The sequence below is a fragment of the Streptomyces kanamyceticus genome (genome assembly GCF_008704495.1).
Lineage (GTDB): Bacteria > Actinomycetota > Actinomycetes > Streptomycetales > Streptomycetaceae > Streptomyces > Streptomyces kanamyceticus.
Genome location: NZ_CP023699.1, coordinates 5,560,481 through 5,583,008 on the forward strand (window position 1 = coordinate 5,560,481; position 22,528 = coordinate 5,583,008).

Consider the following 22,528-nt stretch of genomic DNA (forward strand, 5'->3'; position numbering starts at 1 on the left):
GGGCGCGCGTGGAGCATTCGGTTTTACGGGGCGAGCAGGTCCAGCTCCGTGGTCAGGTTCTCGCGCGCCGGTGCCTCCCAGTTGGCCACCCCGTACGGCGTCCTGAACAGGCGCGGAAGCGCGAGGAGCTGGCGCAGGACCTCGGCCCGGCCCGAGCGGAACGCCTCGTCGGGCACGAAGCCGTACTCCTCGCGGACGGCCGCCGCGTACGCCGCGTACGCGTCCGGGGGCGACGCCAGGATCGCCAGGTCGGCGTCGCACAGCGCCTCGCCGTTGCGGTCGTCCTCGGCCGGGTCGTGCGTGACGGTGAGGCGGACCAGGCGGGCCACCTCGGCCACGGCCCGCTCGCTCAGGCCCGCCTCGGTCAGGGCGCGTTCGGCGAGGCGCGCGGAGCGTTCCTCGTTCTCCGAGCGGTCCGGCGCGTACACCGCGTCGTGGAACCACGCGGCCAGGCGGACGAGTTCGGGGTCGTCGGCGTGCTCCGCCAGTACGTCGACGTGGTCCAGGACCGCCGCCAGGTGATCGGTGGTGTGGTACTTGCGCTGCGGCTCCGACCAGCGCGCGAGGAGGCGCTCCGCGTAGGGGGCGGGGTCGGGAGCGCCGCTCTCCAGGGCGCCGCCCTCGGTCGTGCGGCGCAGCGTGGTGGCCCAGCGGGCGTGGAGGTCCTTTTCGTCGGCCATGGGTGAACCCTAGTCATCCACATACCCCCCATGGGTGTGCCCCACGTGGGGGTTCACGAGTGCCCGTTGCCACGGGCGCGTCCCGCACGGTTGGCTGCGGCCATGACTGCGACCACTGACGCGCACTACGAACCCGACCGCGCTGGACGGCTCCTGCGGGCCGAACGCGACCTTCTCGTACCGCTGTTGCGGGCCGCGCCCGACGACGCGTACGCGGTGCGTACCTGTTGTCCCGGTTGGACCGTGCGGCAGCTGCTCGCGCACTGCGGGTCCGCGCTGATGCGGGTGGTCGAGGGGCGCTTCGAGGAGGGCGTGTACTCGCCGGAGTCCAATGAGCGCGACATCGCCGAGCGCGCCGACTGGTCCAACTCCCGTGTCGTGGACGAGCTGGAGCGCGGCATGACGGAGGCCGGGGCGGCCATGGCCGCGGCGAAGGGGCGCCTCGACGGGGTCGCGCTGGGGGAGTGGGTGCACGCCGGTGACGTACGGGAGGCGTGGGGGAAGCCGGGCGCGTACGGCGGTCCGGGCCTCGTGGACGCGCTGCCGCTCCTGGAACAGTTCAGCAGGGGCGCGCACGCCGCGTCCTCGCTGCACCTGCACGCGGACGTCGACGGCACGGACGAGCCGCTGACGCTGGGCGTCGCCGACGGGAAGCGGCCGCCCGCCCGCTACATCGGGGACGCGCCGGTGCTGATCAGGCTGATATCCGGGCGACCGCTCACGGGCACGCGGTACGAGCTCGCGGGCGCCACGGAAAAGGAGTTGATTCTCTTCGGCTGACGAGGATCATGGCGGATGATGATGGATCATGGGCGGGCCCGTCCGACCAGTGAGTCTCACGAGGAGTTGTTGCGCGATGCCGTCCGGTGCTGCCGTGCCCGCCGACCCGAACGTGCTGCACCCGATGCCGGGCCAGTCCCGCGTGGTGCTGCTCAAGCCGCTGGTGACCTCGCCGTTGATCGACGTCGGTGACTTCTCGTACTACGACGACCCCGATGACCCGACCGCCTTCGAGACGCGGAACGTGCTCTATCACTACGGTCCCGAGCGGCTGGTCATCGGCAAGTACTGCGCGCTGGGAGAAGGCGTGCGGTTCATCATGAACGGCGCCAACCACCGGATGGACGGCCCCTCGACCTTCCCCTTCCCGATCATGGGCGGGTCCTGGAGCGACCACTTCGACCTGATCAGCGGCCTGCCGGGGCGGGGCGACACGGTCGTCGGCAACGACGTCTGGTTCGGCTACCGCTCGACCGTCATGCCGGGCGTGCGGATCGGCCACGGCGCCGTCATCGCCTCGGGCGCCGTGGTCGTCGACGACGTCCCTGACTACGGCATCGTCGGCGGCAATCCGGCCAAGCTGATCCGCCGCCGGTTCGGCGACGAGGACGTCGAGCGGCTGCTCGAACTCGCCTGGTGGGACTGGCCCGTCGAGCATCTGACCGAGCACGTCCGCGCCGTCATGTCCGGCAGCGTCGATGAACTGGCGGCTGCCGCGCCCCGTTAGTCAGTGCTGGTGGCCGCCGCCGTCCTGCCCGGCCTTGTCCTTCCCCGCCTCGTCCCGCGCCGCCCCGCCGCCCGCGTGCACCGTGAACGCCGCCGTCCTGACCTTGCCCTCGTGCTTGAAGTCCAGGAACAGGCGGTACGTGCCCTTGCTCGGCGCCGCCGTCATGAACGAGATGCCGGGGCCCGGCTTCGTCTTCCCGTCGCCGGGCTCGCCGTTCGGGTGTACGTGGAGGTAGGCGAGGTCGCCCGAGCGCAGCGCCACCAGGTGGCCGTACGCGGCGAGGTAGGGCTGGAGGTCGGTCACCGGCTTGCCGTTCTTCGCCACGCTCAGCGTGAGGTCGCCGCCCGCGCCCGTCTTCAGCTCGCCCTTGAGCGTGACGTCATAGCCGTCCACCGTCGCGGTGGTGTTGTGCGCGGGCACGTCCTTCGGCTCGTACGCACCCGCCACCGCGAGGTCCGCGCCCAGCGTCAGGCCCTCCTTCGCGCCCTGGGGGCGGAAGTCGGCGAAGACGCGGTAGCCGCCCGCGTCGGGCAGCTCGACCGAGGTCGACCAGGTGCCGTCGGCCGCGCGGACCGGGTGCAGGTGGCGGTAGGTCGTCAGGTCGCGTGAGGCGACGATGAGGTGCAGCTCCTTGTCGTGCTCCAGCTGGTACGCGGTGACGTTCTTGCCCGTGGACTCCTTGACGACGGCGAAGCTGAGCCTCTGCTTCTTGTCCGCCGTGAGCCGCGAGGTCTTCAGGTCGAGCGTGTAGCCGCGCTCGGAGATCTGGAGGCCGCCGGGCGGGTTGGCGCCGCCGCCTTCCCCTTCCATTCCGTCGTGCGTCCCCTTCTCCTGCCCGCCGCCGTCGTGTTCCCCGTGCCGGGCCGTCGGCGTCTCGTCCGTGACCGGGTCGACGGCCTTGCCCACGCCGTACGCGGTTCCGAAGGTCGCGGCGACGGCGGCGGCGAATGCGGTGATCTTCAGTCCGGTGTTCATGACTGCTCCCTGTTCCGATTGGTTTCGATGCCATTGAAGATACCCCCTAGGGGTATCAAGTCAAGGCTGGCCCACCCTCTTGCGTTCGGTACCCCCCAGGGGTATATATGGATCACGTCAGAGGTACCCACCCTGGGTATCAGGATCCCGTCGCGAGGAGCCCGCGGACATGTCCACCACCACCCCAAGCCCCATCGAGGCGGCAGAGGTAGAACTCGCCATCGGTGGCATGACCTGCGCCTCCTGCGCCGCCCGCATCGAAAAGAAGCTCAACCGGATGGACGGCGTCGAGGCGACCGTCAACTACGCCACCGAGAAGGCCAAGGTCACCTACCGCGGCGCGGACGTCTCCGTACAGGACCTGATCTCCACGGTCGAGGCCACCGGATACACCGCGCAGGAGCCCGCCCCCGTACGTGAGGAGGGCGACGCGGACGGCGCGGCGGAGCGCGCGGCCGACGACGAGCTGCGGCCGCTGCGCGAGCGGCTGACCGTCGCGGTGCTGCTCTCCGTGCCCGTGATCGCGATGGCGATGGTCCCCGCCCTGCAGTTCGAGTACTGGCAGTGGCTCTCGCTGACCCTCGCCGCGCCCGTCGTCACCTACGCCGCCTGGCCCTTCCACAAGGCGGCCTTCACCAACGCCCGGCACGGCGCCGCCACCATGGACACGCTGATCTCGGTCGGCACGTCCGCGGCCTTCCTCTGGTCGCTGTGGGCGCTCTTCTTCGGTACGGCCGGGACGCCCGGCATGACGCACCCCTTCGAGCTGACCATCGCGCGCAGCGACGGCGCGGGGAACATCTATCTGGAAGCCGCGGCCGGCGTGACCGCGTTCATCCTCGCCGGGCGGTACTTCGAGGCCCGCTCCAAGAGGAAGGCCGGGGCCGCCCTCAAGGCGCTGCTCCAGCTCGGCGCCAAGGACGTCACCGTCCTGCGCGACGGCGGGCGCGAAGAGACCGTCCCCGTGGGCGAGTTGACGGTCGGCGACCGCTTCCTGGTCCGGCCCGGCGAGAAGATCGCCACCGACGGCAAGGTCGTCGAGGGCTCCTCCGCCGTGGACGCCTCCATGCTCACCGGCGAGTCCGTGCCGGTGGAGGTCGCTTCCGGTGACGCCGTCACCGGAGCCACCCTGAACGTCGGCGGCCGCCTGGTCGTCGAGGCCACCCGCGTCGGCGCCGACACCCAGCTCGCCCGCATGGCCAAGCTCGTCGAGGACGCGCAGAACGGCAAGGCCGCGGCCCAGCGCCTCGCCGACAAGATCTCCGCGGTGTTCGTGCCGGTCGTCATCGGCCTCGCGCTCGCCACCCTCGGCTTCTGGCTCGGCAACGGCTCCGGACTGACCGCCGCCTTCACCGCGGCCGTCGCCGTCCTGATCATCGCCTGCCCCTGCGCCCTCGGCCTCGCCACGCCGACCGCCCTCATGGTCGGCACCGGGCGCGGCGCCCAGCTCGGCATCCTGATCAAGGGCCCGGAGGTCCTGGAGACCACCCGCAAGGTCGACACGATCGTCCTCGACAAGACCGGCACCGTCACCACCGGCAAGATGACCCTGCTCGCCACGCACACCGCCCCCGGCACCAGCACCACCGAAGTCCTGCGCCTGGCCGGTGCGTTGGAGCACTCCTCGGAGCACCCCATCGCCCGCGCCGTCGCCGCGGGAGCGGCCGCCGAGGTCGGCACCCTGCCCGTACCCGAGGACTTCGCGAACATCGCGGGCCTCGGTGTGCAGGGTGTCGTCGAGGGGCACGCGGTCCTCGTCGGACGCACCCAGCTGCTCGACGAGTGGGCGATCAAGCTTCCGGTGGCCCTTGAGCGCGCCAAGGCCGAGGCCGAGGCGGCCGGGCGTACCGCCATCGCGGTCGCCTGGGACGGCGAGGCGCGCGCGGTCCTGGAGGTCGCCGACGCAGTGAAGGACACCAGCGCCGAGGCGATCCAGCGGCTGCGGGCGCTCGGCCTCACCCCGATCCTGCTGACCGGCGACAACACGGCGGTCGCGGTGTCGGTCGCCGCCGAGGTCGGCATCGACGCCGAACACGTGATCGCCGAGGTGATGCCGCAGGACAAGGTCGACGTGGTCAAGCGGCTGCAGGCCGAGGGGCGCAGCGTCGCCATGGTCGGCGACGGCGTGAACGACGCCGCGGCCCTCGCGCAGGCCGACCTGGGTCTCGCGATGGGCACGGGCACGGACGCCGCGATCGAGGCGGGCGACCTCACTCTCGTACGGGGTGACCTGCGGGCGGCGGCCGACGCGATCAGGCTCTCGCGCCGCACCCTCGGCACGATCAAGTCGAACCTCTTCTGGGCCTTCGCCTACAACGTCGGCGCGCTGCCGCTGGCCGCCTCCGGGCTGCTCAACCCGATGATCGCGGGCGCTGCCATGGCGTTCTCCTCGGTCTTCGTGGTGGGCAACAGCCTGCGTCTGCGGGGGTTCAAGCCGCTGTCCTGATTCACCCCTACGATCACTCCCGTACTCCTCGATGTCACCCCGGTGCGAGCGACTCGGCTCGCGCCGGGGTGTTCTGCGCGTAGGCTGTTAATTGGACTAGACCTATGTGACTGGGATCGCGATCAGAAGGAAGAGACAGCCATGAGCAAGCGTGCAGTCCTGGAGGTGATCGCCCTCGATGCCGAGGACGCCGTCGCCGCCCAGGCCGGGGGTGCGGACCGCCTGGAGCTGGTGACCGACATGGCCGCCGACGGCCTGACACCGTCGCGCGAGACCTTCGCCGAGATCCGCGCCCGTGTGGACATCTCGCTGCGCGTCATGCTGCGCCTCGCCGACGGGTTCGCCGCCGGAGACGTCGACGCGCTCGTACGCAGGGCCCACGAGCTCAGGAGCGAGGGCGCCGACGAGTTCGTGCTCGGCTTCCTCGACGAGGCGGGCGGCCCCGACATGACGGCCGTCGAAGCGCTGGTGGCAGCCGTCGACGGCTGCCGCTGGACCTTCCACCGGGCGATCGACAGAGCCGCCGACCGCGACGCCCTGCGCAAGCAGCTCGCGGACCTGCCGGGCCTGGACACCTACCTCACCGCGGGCGCCGCGGGCGGGGTCGACGACGGACTGCCGACACTGCTCGCCGAGGCGGCGCGGGGCGGGGAGCCCGGGTACGAGCCGCAGCTCCTGATCGGCGGCGGGCTGCGGCTCGACCACCTGCCGGGCCTCAAGGCGGCGGGCGTCGACGCGTTCCACATCGGCGGCGCGGCGCGGCCCGACGGGTGGGACGCTCCCGTCTCGGCGCAGGCCGTCGCCACGTGGCGGGCGGCGGTCGACGGCTGACGGCGGGCTGTCCCCGGCTGACCACGCAGTTCCCCGTGCCCCTCACGGAGCACCACTTATGGGGCACGGTACAACTGTCGTGACAAAGGAGGGGACTTCATGCCCACACCGAAGGACCGGGCGCTGCCCGTCGCGGCGACGCTGCTCACCGGGACCGTCGCGCTCTACATCACCCTCGTGGTGTTCGGGAACATCACGGACTTCGGCACGAACCAGCAGTTCGTACGCCATGTCCTCGCGATGGACACCACGTTCAAGGACGACGACCTGATGTGGCGCGCGATCGAGTCCACGGCGCTGCAGGACGCCGCGTACGTGGCGATCATCGTCTGGGAGACCGTCGCCGCGCTGACGCTCATCGCGGCGACGGTGCTCTGGACCGGGGCACTGCGCGGCCGAAGGCCCGTGCGCACGGCCCGACTGGTCGGCACGGCAGGCCTGTTGATGCTCCTGCTGCTCTTCGGGGCGGGTTTCATCGGAGTCGGCGGCGAGTGGTTCGCCATGTGGCAGTCGGAATCCTGGAACGGCCTCGACTCGGCGACGAGGGTGGTGACACTGGCGGGCGTGGTGCTCCTGGTAACACTGCTGACACCGCCCACAGAGCCCCTTAAGGGGCGCGGGGAACTGCGCGAAGACCACGGCGAACCCGAGCCTGAAGTGCCGGTCGGCTCGGGTAGCGCTCTTTAGGGGGCGCGGGGAACTGCGCGACCGGCCACGGCGGGCCCGAGCCTGAAGTGCCGGTCGGCTCGGGTAGCGCTCTTTAGGGGGCGCGGGGAACTGCGCGACCGGCCACGGCGGGCCCGAGCCTGAAGTGCCGGTCGGCTCGGGTAGCGCTCTTTAGGGGGCGCGGGGAACTGCGCGACCGGCCACGACGCACCCGCGCCAGACGTACCGCCGGGCCTCAGGCCAGCTGCGCAGGCAGATCCCCCGCGTGGACAACGACGAGCCCGGACACCGCACGGGTCAGCGCCACGTAAAGCCGGCGCAGCCCCGTGCGCTCATCGGGCTCGCCACCCACCACCGCCGACGGCTCGTCGAGCACGACATAGTCGTACTCAAGACCCTTCGCGAGCGACGCGGGCACCAGCGTCAGCCGGGTGTCGGGCGTCGTCTCCTCACCGGGCGAGAGATACGTGAGCCCCGCCGAAGCCAGCGCGGCGGCAAGCGCCGGGATGCGCGCGTCGGCGGCGATGAGCCCGATGGAACCCTCCTGCCGCAGCGATTCCACGCACGCGGCCACGCAGGCCGCGTCCAGCTCGTCGGCGCCGACCCCGCGCACCGCGAGCGAACCGGGCGACTCACGCACGGAGTTGACCTCGGCGAGGCCCGGCGCGATGTCGGGAAGGAGCAGCGACGCGTACGCGATGACCTCGCGCGGCACACGGAAACCGGCCGTCAGCTCCTCCACCACGGCGTCCCCCTTGCCGAGATGCCCGAGCGCCTCGTCCCAACTCCGCGTCGCCCAGGGCGTGGTGCCCTGCGCGAGGTCGCCGAGGACCGTCGCCGAGCCCGTCGTGCAGCGCCGCCCCACCGCGCGGTACTGCATGGGGGAGAGGTCCTGCGCCTCGTCGAGCACCACATGCCCGAGCGAGTGCGTGCGCGCGACGAGATCGGTCGCCTCGTCGATCAACACGGCGTCCGCGGACGACCACTTGGCGCTCTTCACGCTCCGCGCGGGCTTCGCCCAGAGCACGGCCCGCTGCTCCTCCTCGCTCAGTACGCCGTCGGCGTGCTCGGCGAGGAACTCCGCGTCGGAGAGCAGCCGCAGCACCAGCTTCGCGGGATCGACCGGCGGCCAGACGGCCTTGACCGTCGCCTTCACGGCGGCGTTGCGGGCCACCGCGTCCTGCACCCGGTCGTCGGGGGCCTCGCCTGACTGCTCCATGCGGACCAGGACGGTGTGCGCGATGCGCTGCGGAAGCGCCTCGCGGGCGGCCCCGTAGCGGATGTCGCGGTCCAGCAACTCCTGGACGATCTCCTCCAGTTCGTACGCCGGAATCCGCCATCTGCGCGAGCCGCGCACGACCATCAGCGGCTCCGTCGGCAGCGTGACGTGCGAGCGGACGGCCTTGCGGAGGACCTCGGCCATGCGGGCGTCGCCCTTGACGAGCGCGGCGGGCGCCTCGTCCGTGCCGCGCACCTCCACGTGTGCGACGAGGCTGTCGACGGTGGCCTGCCTGACCTCCAACTCGCCGAGCGCGGGAAGCACTTGCTCGATGTAGTGCAGGAAGGAGTCGTTGGGCCCGATGACCAGCGTGCCGGTCCTGGCGAGCCGCTCCCGGTGCGCGTACAGGAGATAGGCGACCCGGTGCAGACCGACGGCGGTCTTGCCGGTCCCGGGACCGCCCTGCACGCACACGCTGCCGCCGAGATCGCTGCGGACGATCTCGTCCTGCTCGGGCTGGATGGTGGCGACGATGTCCCGCATCGGGCCCACGCGCGGCCGCTCGATCTCCTGCTGGAGGAGCTTGCTGGTGCGCTCGTCCTCGGTGGCGTCGCTGAGGTGCTCGTCCTCGTACGCGGTCAGGTCGCCGCCCGTGTAGCCGAAGCGGCGGCGCAGCGCGATGTCCATCGGGTCCTTCTTGGAGGCCCGGTAGAACGGCTGCGAGACCGGCGCGCGCCAGTCGATGACCATGGGATCGCCGTCGGCGTCGTGCACGTGCCGCCGCCCGATGTAGAACTCCTCGCCCGCCGCGCCCTCGGCCCGCTCGGCGCCCGGCGCGTGCAGATAGTCGAGCCGTCCGAAGAACAGGGGCGTGTGGGCGAGATCGGCGAGGGACTTGATCCGCTCGTCGACCTGGCGCTGCAGGACCGCGGCGTTCACCCAGTTCGCGGTGACGTCACGGATGTCGAGGGCCTCGGCGTCCTCGCGCATGGCGCGCAGGGCGGCCCGGGATGCGGCGAGGTGCCCGCGTTCACGGGCGAGTGGGTCCTGGGAGTCGTCGGCCCCGGACGGGGCGGGCTCGGACTGGGCGTGCGCGTGCACGGGGTGCCTCCGGCGGTTCTACGGGTTCGTGTGCGGGCCTCTGCTTCATGCTCTGCGAGGTGCCGACCGGTTTCCGTCCGGGCGGCGGCGCTCCACGGGGGAGGCGGGGAAGGGGGCATCCTAAGTCAGCGATAGCTGACGGGGCCAACGAATTTCCCGGCGGGCCGTGTGCGCCCCCGAAGGGGCGCGGGGAACTGCGCGACCAGCCACGCCGCACCCGCGGATGTGAACCGGTCCCGCGGAGCGCCTAGTCGTCGGCGAGCTCCGCCACGCCCGTGATCCGGTGCAGCGGATACGTACGGACCTCGTCCGCCGTGTGGTCGTACGCCGTGACGAAGCCGCCCTCCACCCGGACCGGGGCGATCACGCGCTGGCTGGCCGAGCCCTCCGCGTTGACGTAGCCGATCCACACCGCCTCGCCGGTCAGCACCGCGGCCTGCATCGTGGCGAGCGTCTCCGCGGCCGTGGTGCGCGGCAACCGCCCGTCCGCGGTCTGCGGTGCCTCCTTGCGGGGCGCGGTCGACGCCAGGTCGCCCGCGCGGATCGCCCGCACGGCCGCGCCGACCAGCGTGGCGTCGGGCAGCGGCGGACCGTCGGGGACCGGCTCGGGAGCGGAGCGCGGCGGGGTGCGGTGGGCGTGCGCGCGGGTGATCAGGACGTCGCCCTCCGCGGACTCGGCGGCGGGCGCGAAGCCGATGGCGCGCAGCCCGTCCAGGAGCGTGCCGGGGTCCGCCTGCGCGGCGAGCACGGTCGGCGCGAGCCTGCGCAGGCGCAGGCCCTGGGAGCGCCGGTCGGCCAGGATCTCGTTGAGCACCGCCTCGTCGTCGCAGCGCACGTACGCCGAAGCGGCGCCGATGCGGAGGTGGCCGTGCCTGCGCGCCATGTCGTCGATCAGGTACGCGAGGGGCTGCGGGACCGGCGTACGGGAGTGCGCGGTGAGGAAGGTGTGCAGGTCGGACGCCGACTGCCCGGAGTCGAGCGCGCGGCGCACGGAGCCCGGCGTGAAGCGGTAGACGGTGGCGCCGCCCTTGGACTCGACGTCGGCGAGCACGGCGAGGGCGTCGGCCAGCGGCCGCTCCAGGGGGCCGGGGGCCACGGCCGTGAGGTCGGCCTGGAGGAGGACGTGGTCGAGGGGCTGGGGGAGCAGGGGGGCGAGGAGCCGGGCGGCGCGGGCGGCGGCGACGGCGCGCTCGGCGGGGCTGGTGGCGTCGTCCGCGGCCGCGTCCGGCGCCGCTGCTTCCAGGAGCGCACGGCCGTGCGTGGACAGCGCGCCCCGGCCCGTGATGCCGAGCAACTCGCTCTCGTTCAGCGTCCATTGGGCCATGCGGGAGCGCAGGTCCCGCGAGGCGGGGGACGGGCGCTCCCAGCGCAGCCGGGCGAGGAGGGACTCGGGCTCCGGCGCGGTGCCCTCGGGGAGCGTGGCGGCCAGCGCGAGGACCCGGCGGCGCACCTCGGGGGCGGCCGAACGGTCCAGGTGCGGGCCGAGCGCGGAGAGCGTGCGGTCCTTGCCGTCGCGGCCGCCGATCAGGCCCGCCGTGCGGGTCGCCGTCAGCCAGGCGGTGGCGAGGACGGACCAGCGCTCGGGGGCGGGCAGCTCCTGCCACTCGTCGTACGCGGGAGTCGCCGCGTACCGCTCGTCGGCCTCGCCGTCGGAGGCCACCAGGCCCGCCGCGTAGGCCAGTTCGACCCAGAAGGCGGCCAGCGGCTCGGGCAGGTCGAGGGCGACCGCAGTCCGCTTCAGGTCGCGGACGCTGAGACCGCCCGCGCGCAGGACGGCGGGGCCGCCCTCGTCCCAGTCCTTGAGGAGCTCCTCGACGGTGGCGAGCGCGGTGTACGCCTGCCCTGCCGCCGCCGTGTCCACAACCTGTGGACGGTGCTCGCGCGCGGCCACCACCGGCGGCGGCGTCGGCTCCGGGGCGCGGTGGGCGCGGCCCGCGCGCAGGTGCAGGGCGGCCTCGCGCGGCAGGACGACCGTGCCGGGCGCGGTCGGCAGGAGCAGCCCCCGGTTCAGGAGCCACCGCAGATGCCGGGCCGGATCGGCGGTGACCTGCCCGTACGGCGGCCCCCACACGAGCCGGGACAGCACCTCCACGGACTCCGCGGGCGCCTCGTCGAGCAGCGCGGACATCCGGACGCGGTCCGTGAACAGGGCCCTCAGCGACTCCACGGCGGACACCGGGTCGTGGGTGCTCGGCAGCCCCGCCGCGGTGACGATGTCCTGGATCCGGGTCGGCGACATGCCCGCGGTGGCCTCGGCGACGGTGGGCCCGAGGCCGGTGGGGGACGGGTGCTGCGGGGCGGGCGCGAGCAGCTCGCGCGCGGTGCGGACGAGCCGGAGCCGGTCGTCGGGCCCCCACACCAGGGCCTGCTCGTGCAGCGTGGCGAGCGCGCGGGACAGCGCCTCCTCGACGACGGCGTCCCCCTCGTCGCCCGCGATCAACGCCCGCACCTCGTCGTACGACGCCGGGTCCTGAGCCACCGCGAGCGTCTCCGCCACCTGCTGCGCGAACCGGTCGAGATGATCGAGGGCCCGCACCACGGACGCACGGGTGCCCGCCCGGGTGGCGAGCTGGGTCAGATCGGTCGGCACGGGCGTGAGCAGATCGGGGCGGGCCCGAAGCAGCGCCGAGAGCGCACCGTCATCGCGCGACCGGAGCGCCTCGGCGAGGGAACGGGGAGTCTCCGCGACACGCGGCGATGCGGTGGCGCTCGCGCTGGCGCTGCCGCTGGCGCTGTCCGTGGGCTGCGGCTCGTCGGTGCTCATCCGGCTCACGGTAGCGGGTCGGCCGGGGAGGCCGTGCGGTTGTGCGTGCCGTGGTGCGCGCCGCACCCGCGGTTCGCCCCGCCGCGCGGCCCGGAAGTCGTACGGAGCCGGGTGAACGTTCCTGCCGTCCTGGAAAGAGTGAACGCATCCCGATCGGCCGGACGGCCGGTCCGGTTCAACCTAGCTTGCGCACATGGTCGGTTCAGCCCACGAGGGCTTGCACCGCATCTTCCAGGAGCGGCCCGAGATCCTCGCTCCCGTCTTCCGCGCGCTGGGCATCGCCTTCCCCGACACGCCCTTCAAGATCAGGACGGAAGGGCATCCGACTACTTCTACGAGTTCCTGGACATCAACCTGCGGGGCGCCGCGGCCGGAGACAAATGGAGGGAAATCATGGGATTCGTCAGCTACTTCCCCGGACGGGGCACGGTCCGCGAGACGGCGTACCTCGAAGGCAAGGCCGAGGGCAAGCTCGAAGGCAAGACGGAGGGAATCGCCGAGGACCGGGCCTCCCTGATCCTGCGCGTGCTGGATTCGCACGGCGTCCACGTCAGCGAAGACACCCGGGAACGCATCACCTCGTGCACCGACCTCGACACCCTCGGCCTCTGGTTCGACCGCTCCCTCACGGCTGCCACGGCGGAGGACCTCTTCACCGACACCGCACAGGCCCCGGCGGAGACAACGGACGCGGGACCCACATCTGACAGGTGAGCCACGCTTCCCGGCCCGACCCGGCCCCAATCGGACAGGTGCGAAAGCAGCACGGTGTCATCGCGCGGACCGTTTGATCGGTGGCGCATGCGGCACACTGGACGTTTGGCCTATCGGAAAGGGCGCTCGCGTGAACGGTCCTCTTATTGTCCAGTCGGACAAGACCCTCCTGCTCGAGGTCGACCACGAGCAGGCCGATGCCTGCCGACGTGTCATCGCGCCCTTCGCGGAGCTGGAGCGTGCTCCGGAGCACATCCACACCTATCGTGTGACGCCGCTCGGGCTGTGGAACGCGCGGGCGGCGGGGCACGACGCCGAGCAGGTCGTGGACGCGCTCGTGGAGTTCTCGCGGTATCCCGTGCCGCACGCCCTGCTCGTCGACATCGCCGAGACCATGGCGCGGTACGGACGGCTCACGCTCTCCAAGCACCCCACCCACGGGCTCGTCCTGACCACCACCGACCGGCCCGTACTCGAAGAGATCCTGCGGTCGAAGAAGGTGCAGCCGCTCGTCGGCGAGCGGGTCGACCCGGACACCGTCGTCGTGCACCCCTCCGAGCGCGGGCAGGTCAAGCAGACCCTGCTCAAGCTGGGCTGGCCCGCCGAGGACCTCGCCGGGTACGTCGACGGCGAGGCCCACAAGATCGACCTCGACGAGCGCGGCTGGGCGCTGCGGCCCTACCAGCAGCAGGCCGTCGAGGGGTTCTGGCACGGCGGGAGCGGTGTGGTCGTGCTGCCCTGCGGGGCGGGCAAGACCCTCGTCGGCGCCGGGGCCATGGCGCAGGCCAAGGCCACCACCCTCATCCTCGTCACCAACACCGTCTCCGCCCGCCAGTGGAAGCACGAGCTGGTGAAGCGCACCTCGCTCACCGAGGACGAGATCGGCGAGTACAGCGGGACCAGGAAAGAGATCCGGCCCGTCACCATCGCCACGTACCAGGTGCTCACGACGAAGCGGAAGGGCATCTATCCGCACCTTGAGCTCTTCGACTCGCGCGACTGGGGGCTCGTGATCTACGACGAGGTGCACCTGCTCCCCGCGCCCGTCTTCAAGTTCACCGCCGACCTCCAGGCGCGCCGCCGCCTCGGGCTCACCGCCACCCTCGTACGCGAGGACGGGCGCGAGTCGGACGTCTTCTCGCTCATCGGGCCCAAGCGCTTCGACGCCCCGTGGAAGGAGATCGAGGCGCAGGGCTACATCGCGCCCGCCGACTGCGTGGAGGTCCGCGTCAACCTCACCGACAGCGAGCGGCTCGCCTATGCCACCGCCGAGGCCGAGGAGAAGTACCGGTTCTGCGCCACGACCGCCACCAAGCGGAAGGTGACCGAGGCGCTGGTCAAGAAGCACGCCGGTGAGCAGACCCTCGTCATCGGGCAGTACATCGACCAGCTCGACGAGCTCGGCGAGCACCTGGACGCGCCCGTCATCAAGGGCGAGACGACCAACGCGCAGCGCGAGAAGCTCTTCGACGCCTTCCGGGAAGGCGAGATCTCCGTCCTCGTCGTCTCCAAGGTCGCCAACTTCTCCATCGACCTGCCGGAGGCCACCGTCGCCATCCAGGTGTCCGGCACGTTCGGCTCGCGCCAGGAGGAGGCGCAGCGGCTCGGGCGCGTGCTGCGGCCCAAGGCCGACGGCCACGAGGCCCGCTTCTACTCCGTCGTCGCCCGCGACACCATCGACCAGGACTTCGCCGCCCACCGGCAGCGGTTCCTCGCCGAGCAGGGGTACGCGTACCGGATCATGGACGCGGACGAGCTGCTCGCCGGGTAGCCGTCAGGCCCCGGCGAGCATCGCCGAGGGGACCGCCACGACCGACGTGAGGGCGAACGCCGTCCGCAGCCACGCCGCGCGCGAGTCGCGCGGCGTGAGCCAGCCCGCCGCCAGGCAGCCGACGCCGCCGAGCGTCGCGAGGACGTAGCGGGCCACCAGGTCCTGGTGCGCGGCCGACGAGGCGCCGCCGACTTCCGCGTCGAGCGCGACCAGGTACCAGCCGAGCGTGAGGAGCAGCAGCACGGCGGGGGTCGCGAGGGCGAGCCCGACGACGCGGGACGGGCGGGGGAGCGGGTGCGCCGCGGCGTCGGCGGCGTTACGCGCGGCCCACTCGGCGCGCGACTCGGTGATCGTCTGCGGGGCTTCTTCTGCCATGGGGAGAGTCAACCTCCGCGCGCGGGGGCGTACCTCGGTCCCCGTACTCAGGTACGTACTCAACATCACCGGCAGCGGTTCCTCGCCGAGCAGGGGTACGCGTACCGGATCATGGACGCGGACGAGCTGCTGGCCGGCGGCTGACAGGCGGTCTCCAGGACGGGGCGTCTTCCGGTTGGCTCCCCCGCGCTTCACCGGCGATCGGTACGCTGGGGAGTTGCCGGGAAGCCGATGGAACCAGCCACGCCAAGGGCAAGGACGGCGCATGCCTCACCAGGAAATCTACGAGGTGCTCTACACGGAGCCCGCAGCCCAGGAGCGCGACCGCCTCGACCCCGTGCGCAGGGCGTCCTTCGACAAGGCGATCGAGATCCTGGCGCGCGATCCGTACACGGAGCACTCGCGGTCGATCGGCGTGGGCGAGCAGGACCGGGAGATCCGCCTGACCTCACAGATCGTGGCTGAGTACATGGTGTCGCGCGGCCGCCTCCTGCTCGTCGTCCTGCGGGTGTTCGACGACGCGGACATTCTGCTGGCCGAGGACTGAGGCGAGGAGCCCTGGTCCCAGCCCCAGGCCGAGCAGCGCGTACGGCGAAGCCAACGGCTGCTGCCACCACGGCAGGTGGAGGTCCAGGTCTCCCTCGTGCGGAAGCAGCCAGAACGTGCGGGCCGTGAAGAGCGCGGCCACCGCCACGGCAAGGCGCCACCTGCCCTCCGCGACCAGCAGCGCCAGCAGCGGCACGCACCACACCCAGTGGTGGGACCAGCTGATGGGGGAGACGAGGAGGGCGGTGAGGGCCGTCACGAGGACGGCCCGCGCGGAGTCCGGTGTCCTCGCGTGGACCCGCGCGGCGAGCCACAGGCCGCCGACCCCGACGAGCACCGCCGGTACGGCCCACGCGGCGCCCGGCTCCGCCTCGTGCAGGACCCGGGCGAGAAGCCCCTGCAGCGACTGGTTGTCGACGATCCACGCCTTGCCGACCCGCCCCGTCTCGAAGACGCGCCGCGTGAAGAAGTCGACGGTGGCGGCGGGCAGCACGAGCGCCCCGAACGCCACGGTGCCCGCGAGGGCGGCGAGGGCCGTGACCCCTTCGCGTACGCGGCCCGTCACCAGGTAGTACGCGATGAAGACGGCGGGCGTCAGCTTGATCCCGGCCGCGACACCCAGCGCGAAGCCCTTGCCCGGCGTGCCGGGCGGCCGGGTGAGGTCCCACAGGACGAGGCAGGCGAGCGCGAGGTTGATCTGCCCGAACAGGACGGTCTGGAAGACGGGTTCGAGCCAGAGGGCGACGGCGGTCGCGGCGCACAGCAGCGGGGCGCGGACGGACAGGCCCACCAGCGTGCAGGAGAGCCGGACCAGGAGCGCGAGCAGCGCGACGTTGCCCACGAGGAAGACGGCTTTCAGGGCGCCGAGGGGCAGCCAGGTCGTCGGTACGAAGAGGATCGCGGCGAACGGCGGGTAGGTGGCGGGCAGTTCCCACTCGGTGACCGTGAATCCGTACAGATCACTGCCGCCCGCGACCGCGGCACCCTCGGCCCGGTAGACCAGCGCGTCGGCCATCGGCACGCGCTGGACGACGCACAGGGCGGCCAGGGCGGCGAGGGAGAGCCCGAGGAGCAGGGCGGCTGCGGTGGGTGATCGTAAGGTCGCGTTCCGTGCTGTCACGGCGCGACCCTAGTGGACGGGCCCGGCGGCTACGGGATCAGCGGCGCCGGACGCCCGCCTCCGACGCGTAGTCACCGAGCACGACGACGCCGAACGCGGCGCTCACGAGGACCTTGGCGGCGCGCAGGGCACCGCCCACGCGGTGCGGGTGCGGGGCGCCGTGGGTTCCTGCGGCACCGGCGGAGGACGGGACGGACGCGGGGGTGAAGGCTGCTGCACTCATGTCTCCATGATGGTTTTCGGCCGCGCCCCGCACATCGGTCTGCGGTGCAACCCGCACGTCGCCCTGTGGTCCAACAGGAGGGGGCGTTCCCGTACGACTTGAGGGGGAGACGGACCCTTAGGAGGATGAGGGAGATCAAGAGGGGAGGGGGGAGGGGGAGGAGGGAGGGGGAGGGCGACGCGGCGAGGGGCCGTCACCGGCTCTCGGCGGGGCCGTAACCGGCTCTCAAGTGGGCGCCCTCGCCAGGAGACGGTACCGTCGTGGACACCGCGCACCACCGCGCCGCGTCAACGCAGCCGCCCCGGAGGGGACTTCGTGGGGATCGAGAGCGATCAGCTGGTCTTCGACTATCTGAGCCGGGTCGGAGACCTCGCCCAGCAGCGGCAGTTGCCGTCCGGCACCCGGATGCGACTGGTCTCCCGGCTCCGGAACGAGATCGACCGCAGCAGGGCCAAGGCGGTCGCCGACAACCCCGCCGCCATCCGCCGCATCCTGACCCGCCTCGGCACGCCGGAAGAGGTCGTCGAATCGGCGGGCGACGCGTCAGGGGAGGGATCCGGCGACGCGTTCGGTCACGCGTCCAGAGACGTACCGGCGGCGCGGAGCGAGCCACGCGCGGGCGTGCCGTCACAGCGCGGGCCACGGACCCGGCGTACGCGTGCCGAACCTGAGGAGAGCGGGCGGGACGGCGGCTCCGAGGGGCTTCCCAAGGCGCTGCGCCGCATGGTCCCGAGGCCGCGCCGCACCCCGGCCCCGGCCCCGGCCCCGGAACCGGAGGCGCCCGACTCCCCGCCGTACGAGGAGCGCCCTTCGCCGCCCCACCTCGCGGGCACCGACGAGCTCGGGCCGAGCGGCTCGGAGCCCGACTGGTGGCGGGTGGACAGCAGCCCGTTCGGCTTCGCGGACAGCGTGCCCGGCTTCGTCGGGGGCGTGGAGATCCCCGAGATACTCAAGCCCCCACCGTCCCCCGACGACGAGCGCGGACCGAACCTCCGCAAACGGGCGCCCAGGGCGAAGGAGGACGAGGGGGACGAGGAGTACGAGGGGGACGAGGACGAAGAGGCGGTAGAGGCCGAGGAGTCGGGGCGCGGGCGGCGCTGGCGCGTTCCCCGGCCGCGGCCGGGCGGCGCGGGCGAAGGCCCGGCCTTCAGCAACCCGCTGCTCCTGCTCGCCGCCGCGCTCCTCACCGTCGGCGCCATCCTCGGCAACCTCATCGCGCTCGGCGTCGGCTGGCTCATCGCCTACGCGTCGCGCAGGCTCTCCCGTACCGAGGCGAAGATGGCCGCCCTGGGGCTGCCCGCGCTCTCGGTGGCCGCGGGGCTCACCTGGCTGTGGGGCCGCAGTGAGGGGCGCTGGGGCGACCCGATCGAGGACGGGCACATGAGCGGTGCCATCGCCGACACCTGGCCGTGGGTGGTGCGTGGCGCGGCCGTCGCCTCCGCGCTCTTCCTGCTGTGGAGATCGCAGCGGCAGCGGCACTGAGCCGCGTTCCGTTCCTACTCCTTCGCCTACCTCCTTCTCCTACTTCTTCTTCGTCAGATCCGACTGCAGCTGGTCCAGGATCTTGTCCGCGGCCGTGTAGCCGATGCCCTGGATCCACAGCTCGTCGTCGACCGTGTGGACGTTGCCCGACTTCACGGCCTTCATGTTCTTCCACAGGCCGCTGCCGACGGTCTGCGTCTCCTTGGCCTTCGTCGGATCGCCGTACGTGGACTGGAAGATGACGTCCGTGTCCGCGAGGTCGATCTTCTCGGGGGACAGGTCGTAGGAGAAGCCGTCCTTGGCCTTCGCGGAGATCGGGGCGCGGCCGAGACCGACGTCCTTGAGGATCGTCGCGATGTAGCTCTGGTCGCCGTAGAGGCGGATGTCGGCGCCCTCGATGAAGCGGATGACGTTGACCTCGGTCTGCCGGGCCTTGGCCGGGCCGCCGATGGCCGCGGTGACCTTCTTGGTGTGCGCCGTGTAGTCGGCGACGACCTTCCTCGCCTCGGCCTTCTTGCCGAGCGCGTCGGCGTGCACCTGGAAGTTCTCCTTCCAGGGGTAGCCGGTGGTCTCCGTCATGACGGTCGGCGCGATCGCCTTGAGCTGGTCGTACTTGGCGGCGTGCCGGATCTTGGAGGTCAGGATCAGGTCCGGCTTGAGCGCGGCGATGGCCTCCATGTTCGGGGTCATCATCTCGCCGACGTCCTTGATGCCGCCGACCTCGTCCTTGGGCAGGTAGTCCAGGAAGCCCGAGGACGCCTCGACGTGGGTGGCGCCTACCGGCCGTACGCCCAGCGTGATCGCGGAGTCCAGCTCGGCGGTGTCGAGGACGACGACGCGCTGCGGGTGCTCCTTCACCTTGACGTCGCCCATGGCGGTCTTGACCGTGTGGGTCGTGCCCGAGGCGCCGGACCCGTCGGAGTCCGACGAGCCGCAGGCGGCGAGGGCGAGCGCGCCGGTGAGGGCCAGCGCGCCGGTGCGCAGGGCGCGACGGCGCGGCAGCGGGGAACCGGAGCGGGAGTGGGAGCGGTTCACGGAAAGCATGGGGACGCCTTTCGTCGCGTTCACACGGATGTGCCGGTGCGGGTCACACGGATGTGCCGGTGCGGGCGGGCGCGGTCGCGGACCACGGTGCCCCGGGGACGACCAAGGGGGAGCCGGTCACGGGGTCCGGCACCACCACACACTCCAGGCCGAAGACCTCGCGTACGAGATCCTCGGTGACGATCTTCGAGGGGGCTCCCTCGGCGACGACCTCGCCCTGCTTCATGGCGATGAGGTGGTCGGCGTACCGCGCGGCCTGGTTGAGGTCGTGCAGCACGACCACGACCGTACGGCCCCGGTCGTGGTTCAACTGACGTACCAGGTCGAGGACCTCGACCTGGTGGGAGATGTCCAGGTAGGTCGTGGGCTCGTCCAGGAGGAGCAGGTCGGTGTCCTGGGCGAGGGCCATCGCGATCCACACGCGCTGGCGCTGGCCGCCGGAGAGCTCGTCGACGGAGCGCTCGGCGAGGGCCGCGACGTCGGTGCGCTCCATCGCCTCGGTCACCGCCTGCTCGTCCGCGTCGGACCACTGCTGCCACCAGTGCTGGTGCGGCTGGCGGCCGCGCGCGACGAGGTCTCCGACGGTGATCGCCTCGGGGGCCACGGGCGTCTGCGGGAGCAGCCCGATCTGCTGGGCGATCCGCTTCGTCGGGAGCTTGGCCAGCGCCTCGCCGTCGAGCAGGACGGCGCCGCTCTTCGGCTTCAGGAGGCGGCCGAGGGCGCGCAGGGTCGTGGACTTGCCGCAGGCGTTGGGGCCGACGATCACGGTGACCTTGCCGTCGGGGATCGCGAGGTCGAGGCGGTCGACGACCGTGCGGTCCTCGTAGGCGAGGGTCAGCTCGCTGGCCGTAAGGCGGGCGGCGGCTGTCACTGCGTGCCTCCAGAGCGGACGGAACGGCTCCTGATGATGAGCCAGATCAGGTACGGGGCGCCGACCGCCGCCGTGAGGACGCCCACCGGCAGCTCCGTCGGCGCGAACAGACGGCGGGCGAGCAGGTCGGCGACGACGATGATCAGCGCGCCGAGCAGCGCCGAGCAGAACAGCGGGATCTGCGCGGTGCGGGTCAGCCTGCGGGCGATCTGCGGGGCGAGCAGCGCGACGAAGTCGACGGGGCCCGCGGCGCCCGTCGCCACGGAGGCGAGGACGACGCCGAGCAGGACGAGCCCGAGGCGCACCCGGTTCAGGCGCACGCCGAGCGCGGTCGCGGTGTCGTCGTCCATGGTGACCGAGCGCTGGGCGCGGGCCGCCCAGAAGACGAACGGAAGGAGTACGAGAAGGACCAGTCCGAGCGGGTCGGCCTCGGCCCAGCCGCGGCCGTTGAGGGAGCCCGTCATCCAGATCTGCGCCTGCTGGGCGACGAGGTAGTCGCCCTTGGTCATGAAGAGCGTGGTGACCGAGCGCAGCGCGATCGCGAAGCCGATGCCGATGAGGACGAAGCGGGTGGCGTGCAGCCCGCCGCGCCACGCGAAGGCGTACACGAGGGCGGCGGCGAGCACGCCGCCGAGCACCGAGAGGTAGGGCAGCGCGGTGTAGGAGGTGATCCCGAAGGTCATCGCGCCGACGGTGAGGGCGCTCGCGCCCTGGCTGATGCCGATGATGTCGGGGCTGGCCAGGGGGTTGCGGGCGACGGTCTGGATGAGCCCGCCCGCGACGCCGAACGCGGCGCCGACCAGGAGGCCGACGACCAGGCGCGGTTCGCGCAGGGTGCCGACGACCAGTTCGTCGGCGGAGGGCTGCCCGAAGACGACCTTCAGGGCCTCGGCGGGGTGCACGAAGGACTCGCCGACACAGAGGTACGCCAGGCAGCTCGCGGCGAGGAGCACGGCGAGGCCGACCGCGACGACGGCGGCGCGGCGGTGGACCAGGAAGTTGGCCTCGCGGACGCGGAGGACCGCGTATCCGGCGGGGCGTACGTTCCCCGTCCTCACGCGCTCCGTGGGCACTGTCGCCGTCACGCGGCCACCGCCTTCCTGCGGACGAGGGTCACCAGGAACGGCACCCCGATGAGCGCGGTCATCACGCCCGCGGGCACCTCGCTCGGCGGGAAGATCACGCGGCCCACGGTGTCGGAGACGAGCAGCATCACGGGCCCGATGACGGCGGCCATCGGAAGGACCCAGCGGTGGTCGCTGCCGACGATCGCGCGGGCGATGTGCGGCACGGCGAGACCGATGAAGGCGATGGGTCCGGCGGCGGCGACGCCCGCGCCGGTCAGGATCGTCGCGCCGAGCCCGCCGACGATCCGTACGGTCGCGACGTTCTGCCCGAGCCCCTTGGCCACGTCCTCGCCGAGCGCGAGGGCGTCGAGGCCGCGGGCGACCGCGAGGACGAGCACCAGGCCGACGAGCAGGAACGGCCAGATCTGGCCGACGATCTCGGCGTCGCGCCCGGCGAGCGAACCGACCTGCCAGAAGCGGAACTCGTCGAGGGCGGACGCCTTGGTGGTGAGGACGCCGGTGGTCACCGAGACGAGCAGCGCGTTGATCGCGGCGCCGCCGAGCGCGAGTTTCACGGGCGTCGCCCCGCCCCGACCACTGGCCGCGATCGCGTACACGGCGACGGACGCGAGGCCCGCGCCCACGAAGGCGTACCAGACGTAGCCGGTGAGGGTGTGGACGCCCGCGAAGGCGATGGCGCACACCACGCCCACCGAGGCGCCCTGGCTGATGCCGAGGATGCCGGGGTCGGCGATGGGGTTGCGGGTGATGCCCTGCAGGACCGTGCCCGCCAGGGCGAGCGCGGCGCCGACCATCAGGCCGATCACGGTGCGCGGCACCCGCATCTCGCGGATCACCTCGGCGGCGTCGCTGTGCCCGCCGTGCAGCAGGGCGTCGACGACGGCGGACGGCGCGATGGCGCGGGCGCCGACGGCCAGGCTGAGCAGGACGGCGAGCAGCAGGGCCACGACGGCCGCGGTCATCACGACGGCGCGTCGGACGGGCACACGCATCGGCTGGGCTCGTTTCACATGAGGCGTACGGGAGTTGGTCGCAGCGGTCGGCTCGGCGCCGGCAAGGCACCGGCAGGACACCGGCGGAGCACCGGTAAGGCTTGGCTAAGTCT

General features: G+C 72.3%; 20 protein-coding genes. 9 read left to right on the forward strand and 11 right to left on the reverse strand.

Features of this window, described 5'->3' with window-relative positions:
• Nucleotides 1-23 precede the first annotated feature (23 nt).
• Nucleotides 24-680, reverse strand: a complete 657-nt coding sequence (locus tag CP970_RS23915) for an HD domain-containing protein (protein ID WP_055556668.1) — start codon at nt 678-680, stop codon at nt 24-26.
• Between the two features lie 102 nt (nt 681-782).
• Between CP970_RS23915 and CP970_RS23920 the strand changes: the two genes are divergently transcribed.
• Both CP970_RS23920 and CP970_RS23925 read left to right on the forward strand, forming a co-directional pair.
• Nucleotides 783-1,460, forward strand: a complete 678-nt coding sequence (locus CP970_RS23920) for a maleylpyruvate isomerase family mycothiol-dependent enzyme (protein ID WP_055556670.1) — start codon at nt 783-785, stop codon at nt 1,458-1,460.
• 76 nt (nt 1,461-1,536) lie between these two features.
• A complete protein-coding gene (locus CP970_RS23925) occupies nt 1,537-2,187 on the forward strand; it encodes a CatB-related O-acetyltransferase (RefSeq protein WP_055556672.1) in 651 nt (216 codons plus the stop codon).
• Here CP970_RS23925 and CP970_RS23930 read toward each other — a convergent pair whose 3' ends face one another.
• Nucleotides 2,188-3,162 carry a hypothetical protein gene (locus CP970_RS23930; protein ID WP_055556675.1) on the reverse strand — a complete coding sequence of 325 codons (975 nt, stop codon included), beginning with the start codon at nt 3,160-3,162 and terminating at the stop codon, nt 2,188-2,190.
• A gap of 169 nt (nt 3,163-3,331) precedes the next feature.
• Between CP970_RS23930 and CP970_RS23935 the strand changes: the two genes are divergently transcribed.
• From CP970_RS23935 to CP970_RS23945, 3 genes are all read left to right on the forward strand, one after another.
• Nucleotides 3,332-5,608 (forward strand): heavy metal translocating P-type ATPase, encoded by a 2,277-nt coding sequence (locus CP970_RS23935; protein WP_055556677.1) that lies wholly within the window; start codon nt 3,332-3,334, stop codon nt 5,606-5,608.
• A 141-nt stretch (nt 5,609-5,749) separates the two neighbouring features.
• Nucleotides 5,750-6,439: a copper homeostasis protein CutC gene (locus CP970_RS23940; RefSeq protein WP_055556679.1), complete on the forward strand. Its 690-nt coding sequence runs from the start codon at nt 5,750-5,752 to the stop codon at nt 6,437-6,439.
• A gap of 99 nt (nt 6,440-6,538) precedes the next feature.
• The gene (locus tag CP970_RS23945) at nt 6,539-7,126 is read left to right on the forward strand and encodes a DUF2165 domain-containing protein (protein ID WP_150493867.1); all 588 of its coding nucleotides are present in this window, start codon (nt 6,539-6,541) and stop codon (nt 7,124-7,126) included.
• A gap of 214 nt (nt 7,127-7,340) precedes the next feature.
• Here the strand turns inward: CP970_RS23945 and CP970_RS23950 are convergent, their stop codons facing one another.
• Both CP970_RS23950 and CP970_RS23955 read right to left on the reverse strand, forming a co-directional pair.
• Complete coding sequence (locus CP970_RS23950) at nt 7,341-9,425, reverse strand: HelD family protein (RefSeq protein ID WP_055557006.1); 2,085 nt, start codon at nt 9,423-9,425, stop codon at nt 7,341-7,343.
• Nucleotides 9,426-9,672: 247 nt separating this feature from the next.
• On the reverse strand, nt 9,673-12,189 hold the full coding sequence (locus tag CP970_RS23955) for a helicase C-terminal domain-containing protein (RefSeq protein WP_150493869.1): 2,517 nt from the start codon (nt 12,187-12,189) through the stop codon (nt 9,673-9,675).
• 393 nt (nt 12,190-12,582) lie between these two features.
• Between CP970_RS23955 and CP970_RS44290 the strand changes: the two genes are divergently transcribed.
• Complete coding sequence (locus tag CP970_RS44290) at nt 12,583-12,903, forward strand: hypothetical protein (protein ID WP_055557022.1); 321 nt, start codon at nt 12,583-12,585, stop codon at nt 12,901-12,903.
• Between the two features lie 130 nt (nt 12,904-13,033).
• Nucleotides 13,034-14,674 carry a DNA repair helicase XPB gene (locus CP970_RS23970; RefSeq protein ID WP_055557020.1) on the forward strand — a complete coding sequence of 547 codons (1,641 nt, stop codon included), beginning with the start codon at nt 13,034-13,036 and terminating at the stop codon, nt 14,672-14,674.
• Between the two features lie 3 nt (nt 14,675-14,677).
• Here CP970_RS23970 and CP970_RS44295 read toward each other — a convergent pair whose 3' ends face one another.
• Nucleotides 14,678-15,049: a hypothetical protein gene (locus tag CP970_RS44295; RefSeq protein WP_055557018.1), complete on the reverse strand. Its 372-nt coding sequence runs from the start codon at nt 15,047-15,049 to the stop codon at nt 14,678-14,680.
• A 265-nt stretch (nt 15,050-15,314) separates the two neighbouring features.
• Between CP970_RS44295 and CP970_RS23985 the strand changes: the two genes are divergently transcribed.
• Nucleotides 15,315-15,596 carry a hypothetical protein gene (locus CP970_RS23985; protein WP_079044091.1) on the forward strand — a complete coding sequence of 94 codons (282 nt, stop codon included), beginning with the start codon at nt 15,315-15,317 and terminating at the stop codon, nt 15,594-15,596.
• Here the strand turns inward: CP970_RS23985 and CP970_RS23990 are convergent.
• Complete coding sequence (locus tag CP970_RS23990) at nt 15,498-16,715, reverse strand: glycosyltransferase 87 family protein (RefSeq protein WP_398655643.1); 1,218 nt, start codon at nt 16,713-16,715, stop codon at nt 15,498-15,500. The two genes, CP970_RS23985 and CP970_RS23990, sit on opposite strands and share 99 nt — an antisense overlap.
• Before the next feature lie 37 nt (nt 16,716-16,752).
• The gene (locus tag CP970_RS23995) at nt 16,753-16,938 is read right to left on the reverse strand and encodes a hypothetical protein (RefSeq protein WP_150493871.1); all 186 of its coding nucleotides are present in this window, start codon (nt 16,936-16,938) and stop codon (nt 16,753-16,755) included.
• A gap of 315 nt (nt 16,939-17,253) precedes the next feature.
• Between CP970_RS23995 and CP970_RS24000 the strand changes: the two genes are divergently transcribed.
• Entirely contained in the window at nt 17,254-18,420 is a 1,167-nt protein-coding gene (locus tag CP970_RS24000; protein ID WP_150493873.1) for a DUF2157 domain-containing protein, read from the forward strand.
• A gap of 39 nt (nt 18,421-18,459) precedes the next feature.
• Here CP970_RS24000 and CP970_RS24005 read toward each other — a convergent pair whose 3' ends face one another.
• Genes CP970_RS24005 through CP970_RS24020 form a run of 4 tightly spaced genes read right to left on the reverse strand, consistent with a single transcriptional unit; the run spans nt 18,460 to nt 22,415 of the window.
• Nucleotides 18,460-19,464, reverse strand: a complete 1,005-nt coding sequence (locus CP970_RS24005) for an ABC transporter substrate-binding protein (RefSeq protein WP_055556380.1) — start codon at nt 19,462-19,464, stop codon at nt 18,460-18,462.
• A 43-nt stretch (nt 19,465-19,507) separates the two neighbouring features.
• A complete protein-coding gene (locus CP970_RS24010) occupies nt 19,508-20,335 on the reverse strand; it encodes an ABC transporter ATP-binding protein (protein WP_055556378.1) in 828 nt (275 codons plus the stop codon).
• Nucleotides 20,332-21,420 (reverse strand): FecCD family ABC transporter permease, encoded by a 1,089-nt coding sequence (locus CP970_RS24015; RefSeq protein WP_224058661.1) that lies wholly within the window; start codon nt 21,418-21,420, stop codon nt 20,332-20,334. Before CP970_RS24015 ends, CP970_RS24010 begins: the two co-directional genes overlap by 4 nt.
• Nucleotides 21,417-22,415 carry a FecCD family ABC transporter permease gene (locus CP970_RS24020; RefSeq protein ID WP_055556376.1) on the reverse strand — a complete coding sequence of 333 codons (999 nt, stop codon included), beginning with the start codon at nt 22,413-22,415 and terminating at the stop codon, nt 21,417-21,419. The genes CP970_RS24015 and CP970_RS24020 overlap by 4 nt, the downstream gene beginning before the upstream one ends.
• Nucleotides 22,416-22,528: the final 113 nt, after the last annotated feature.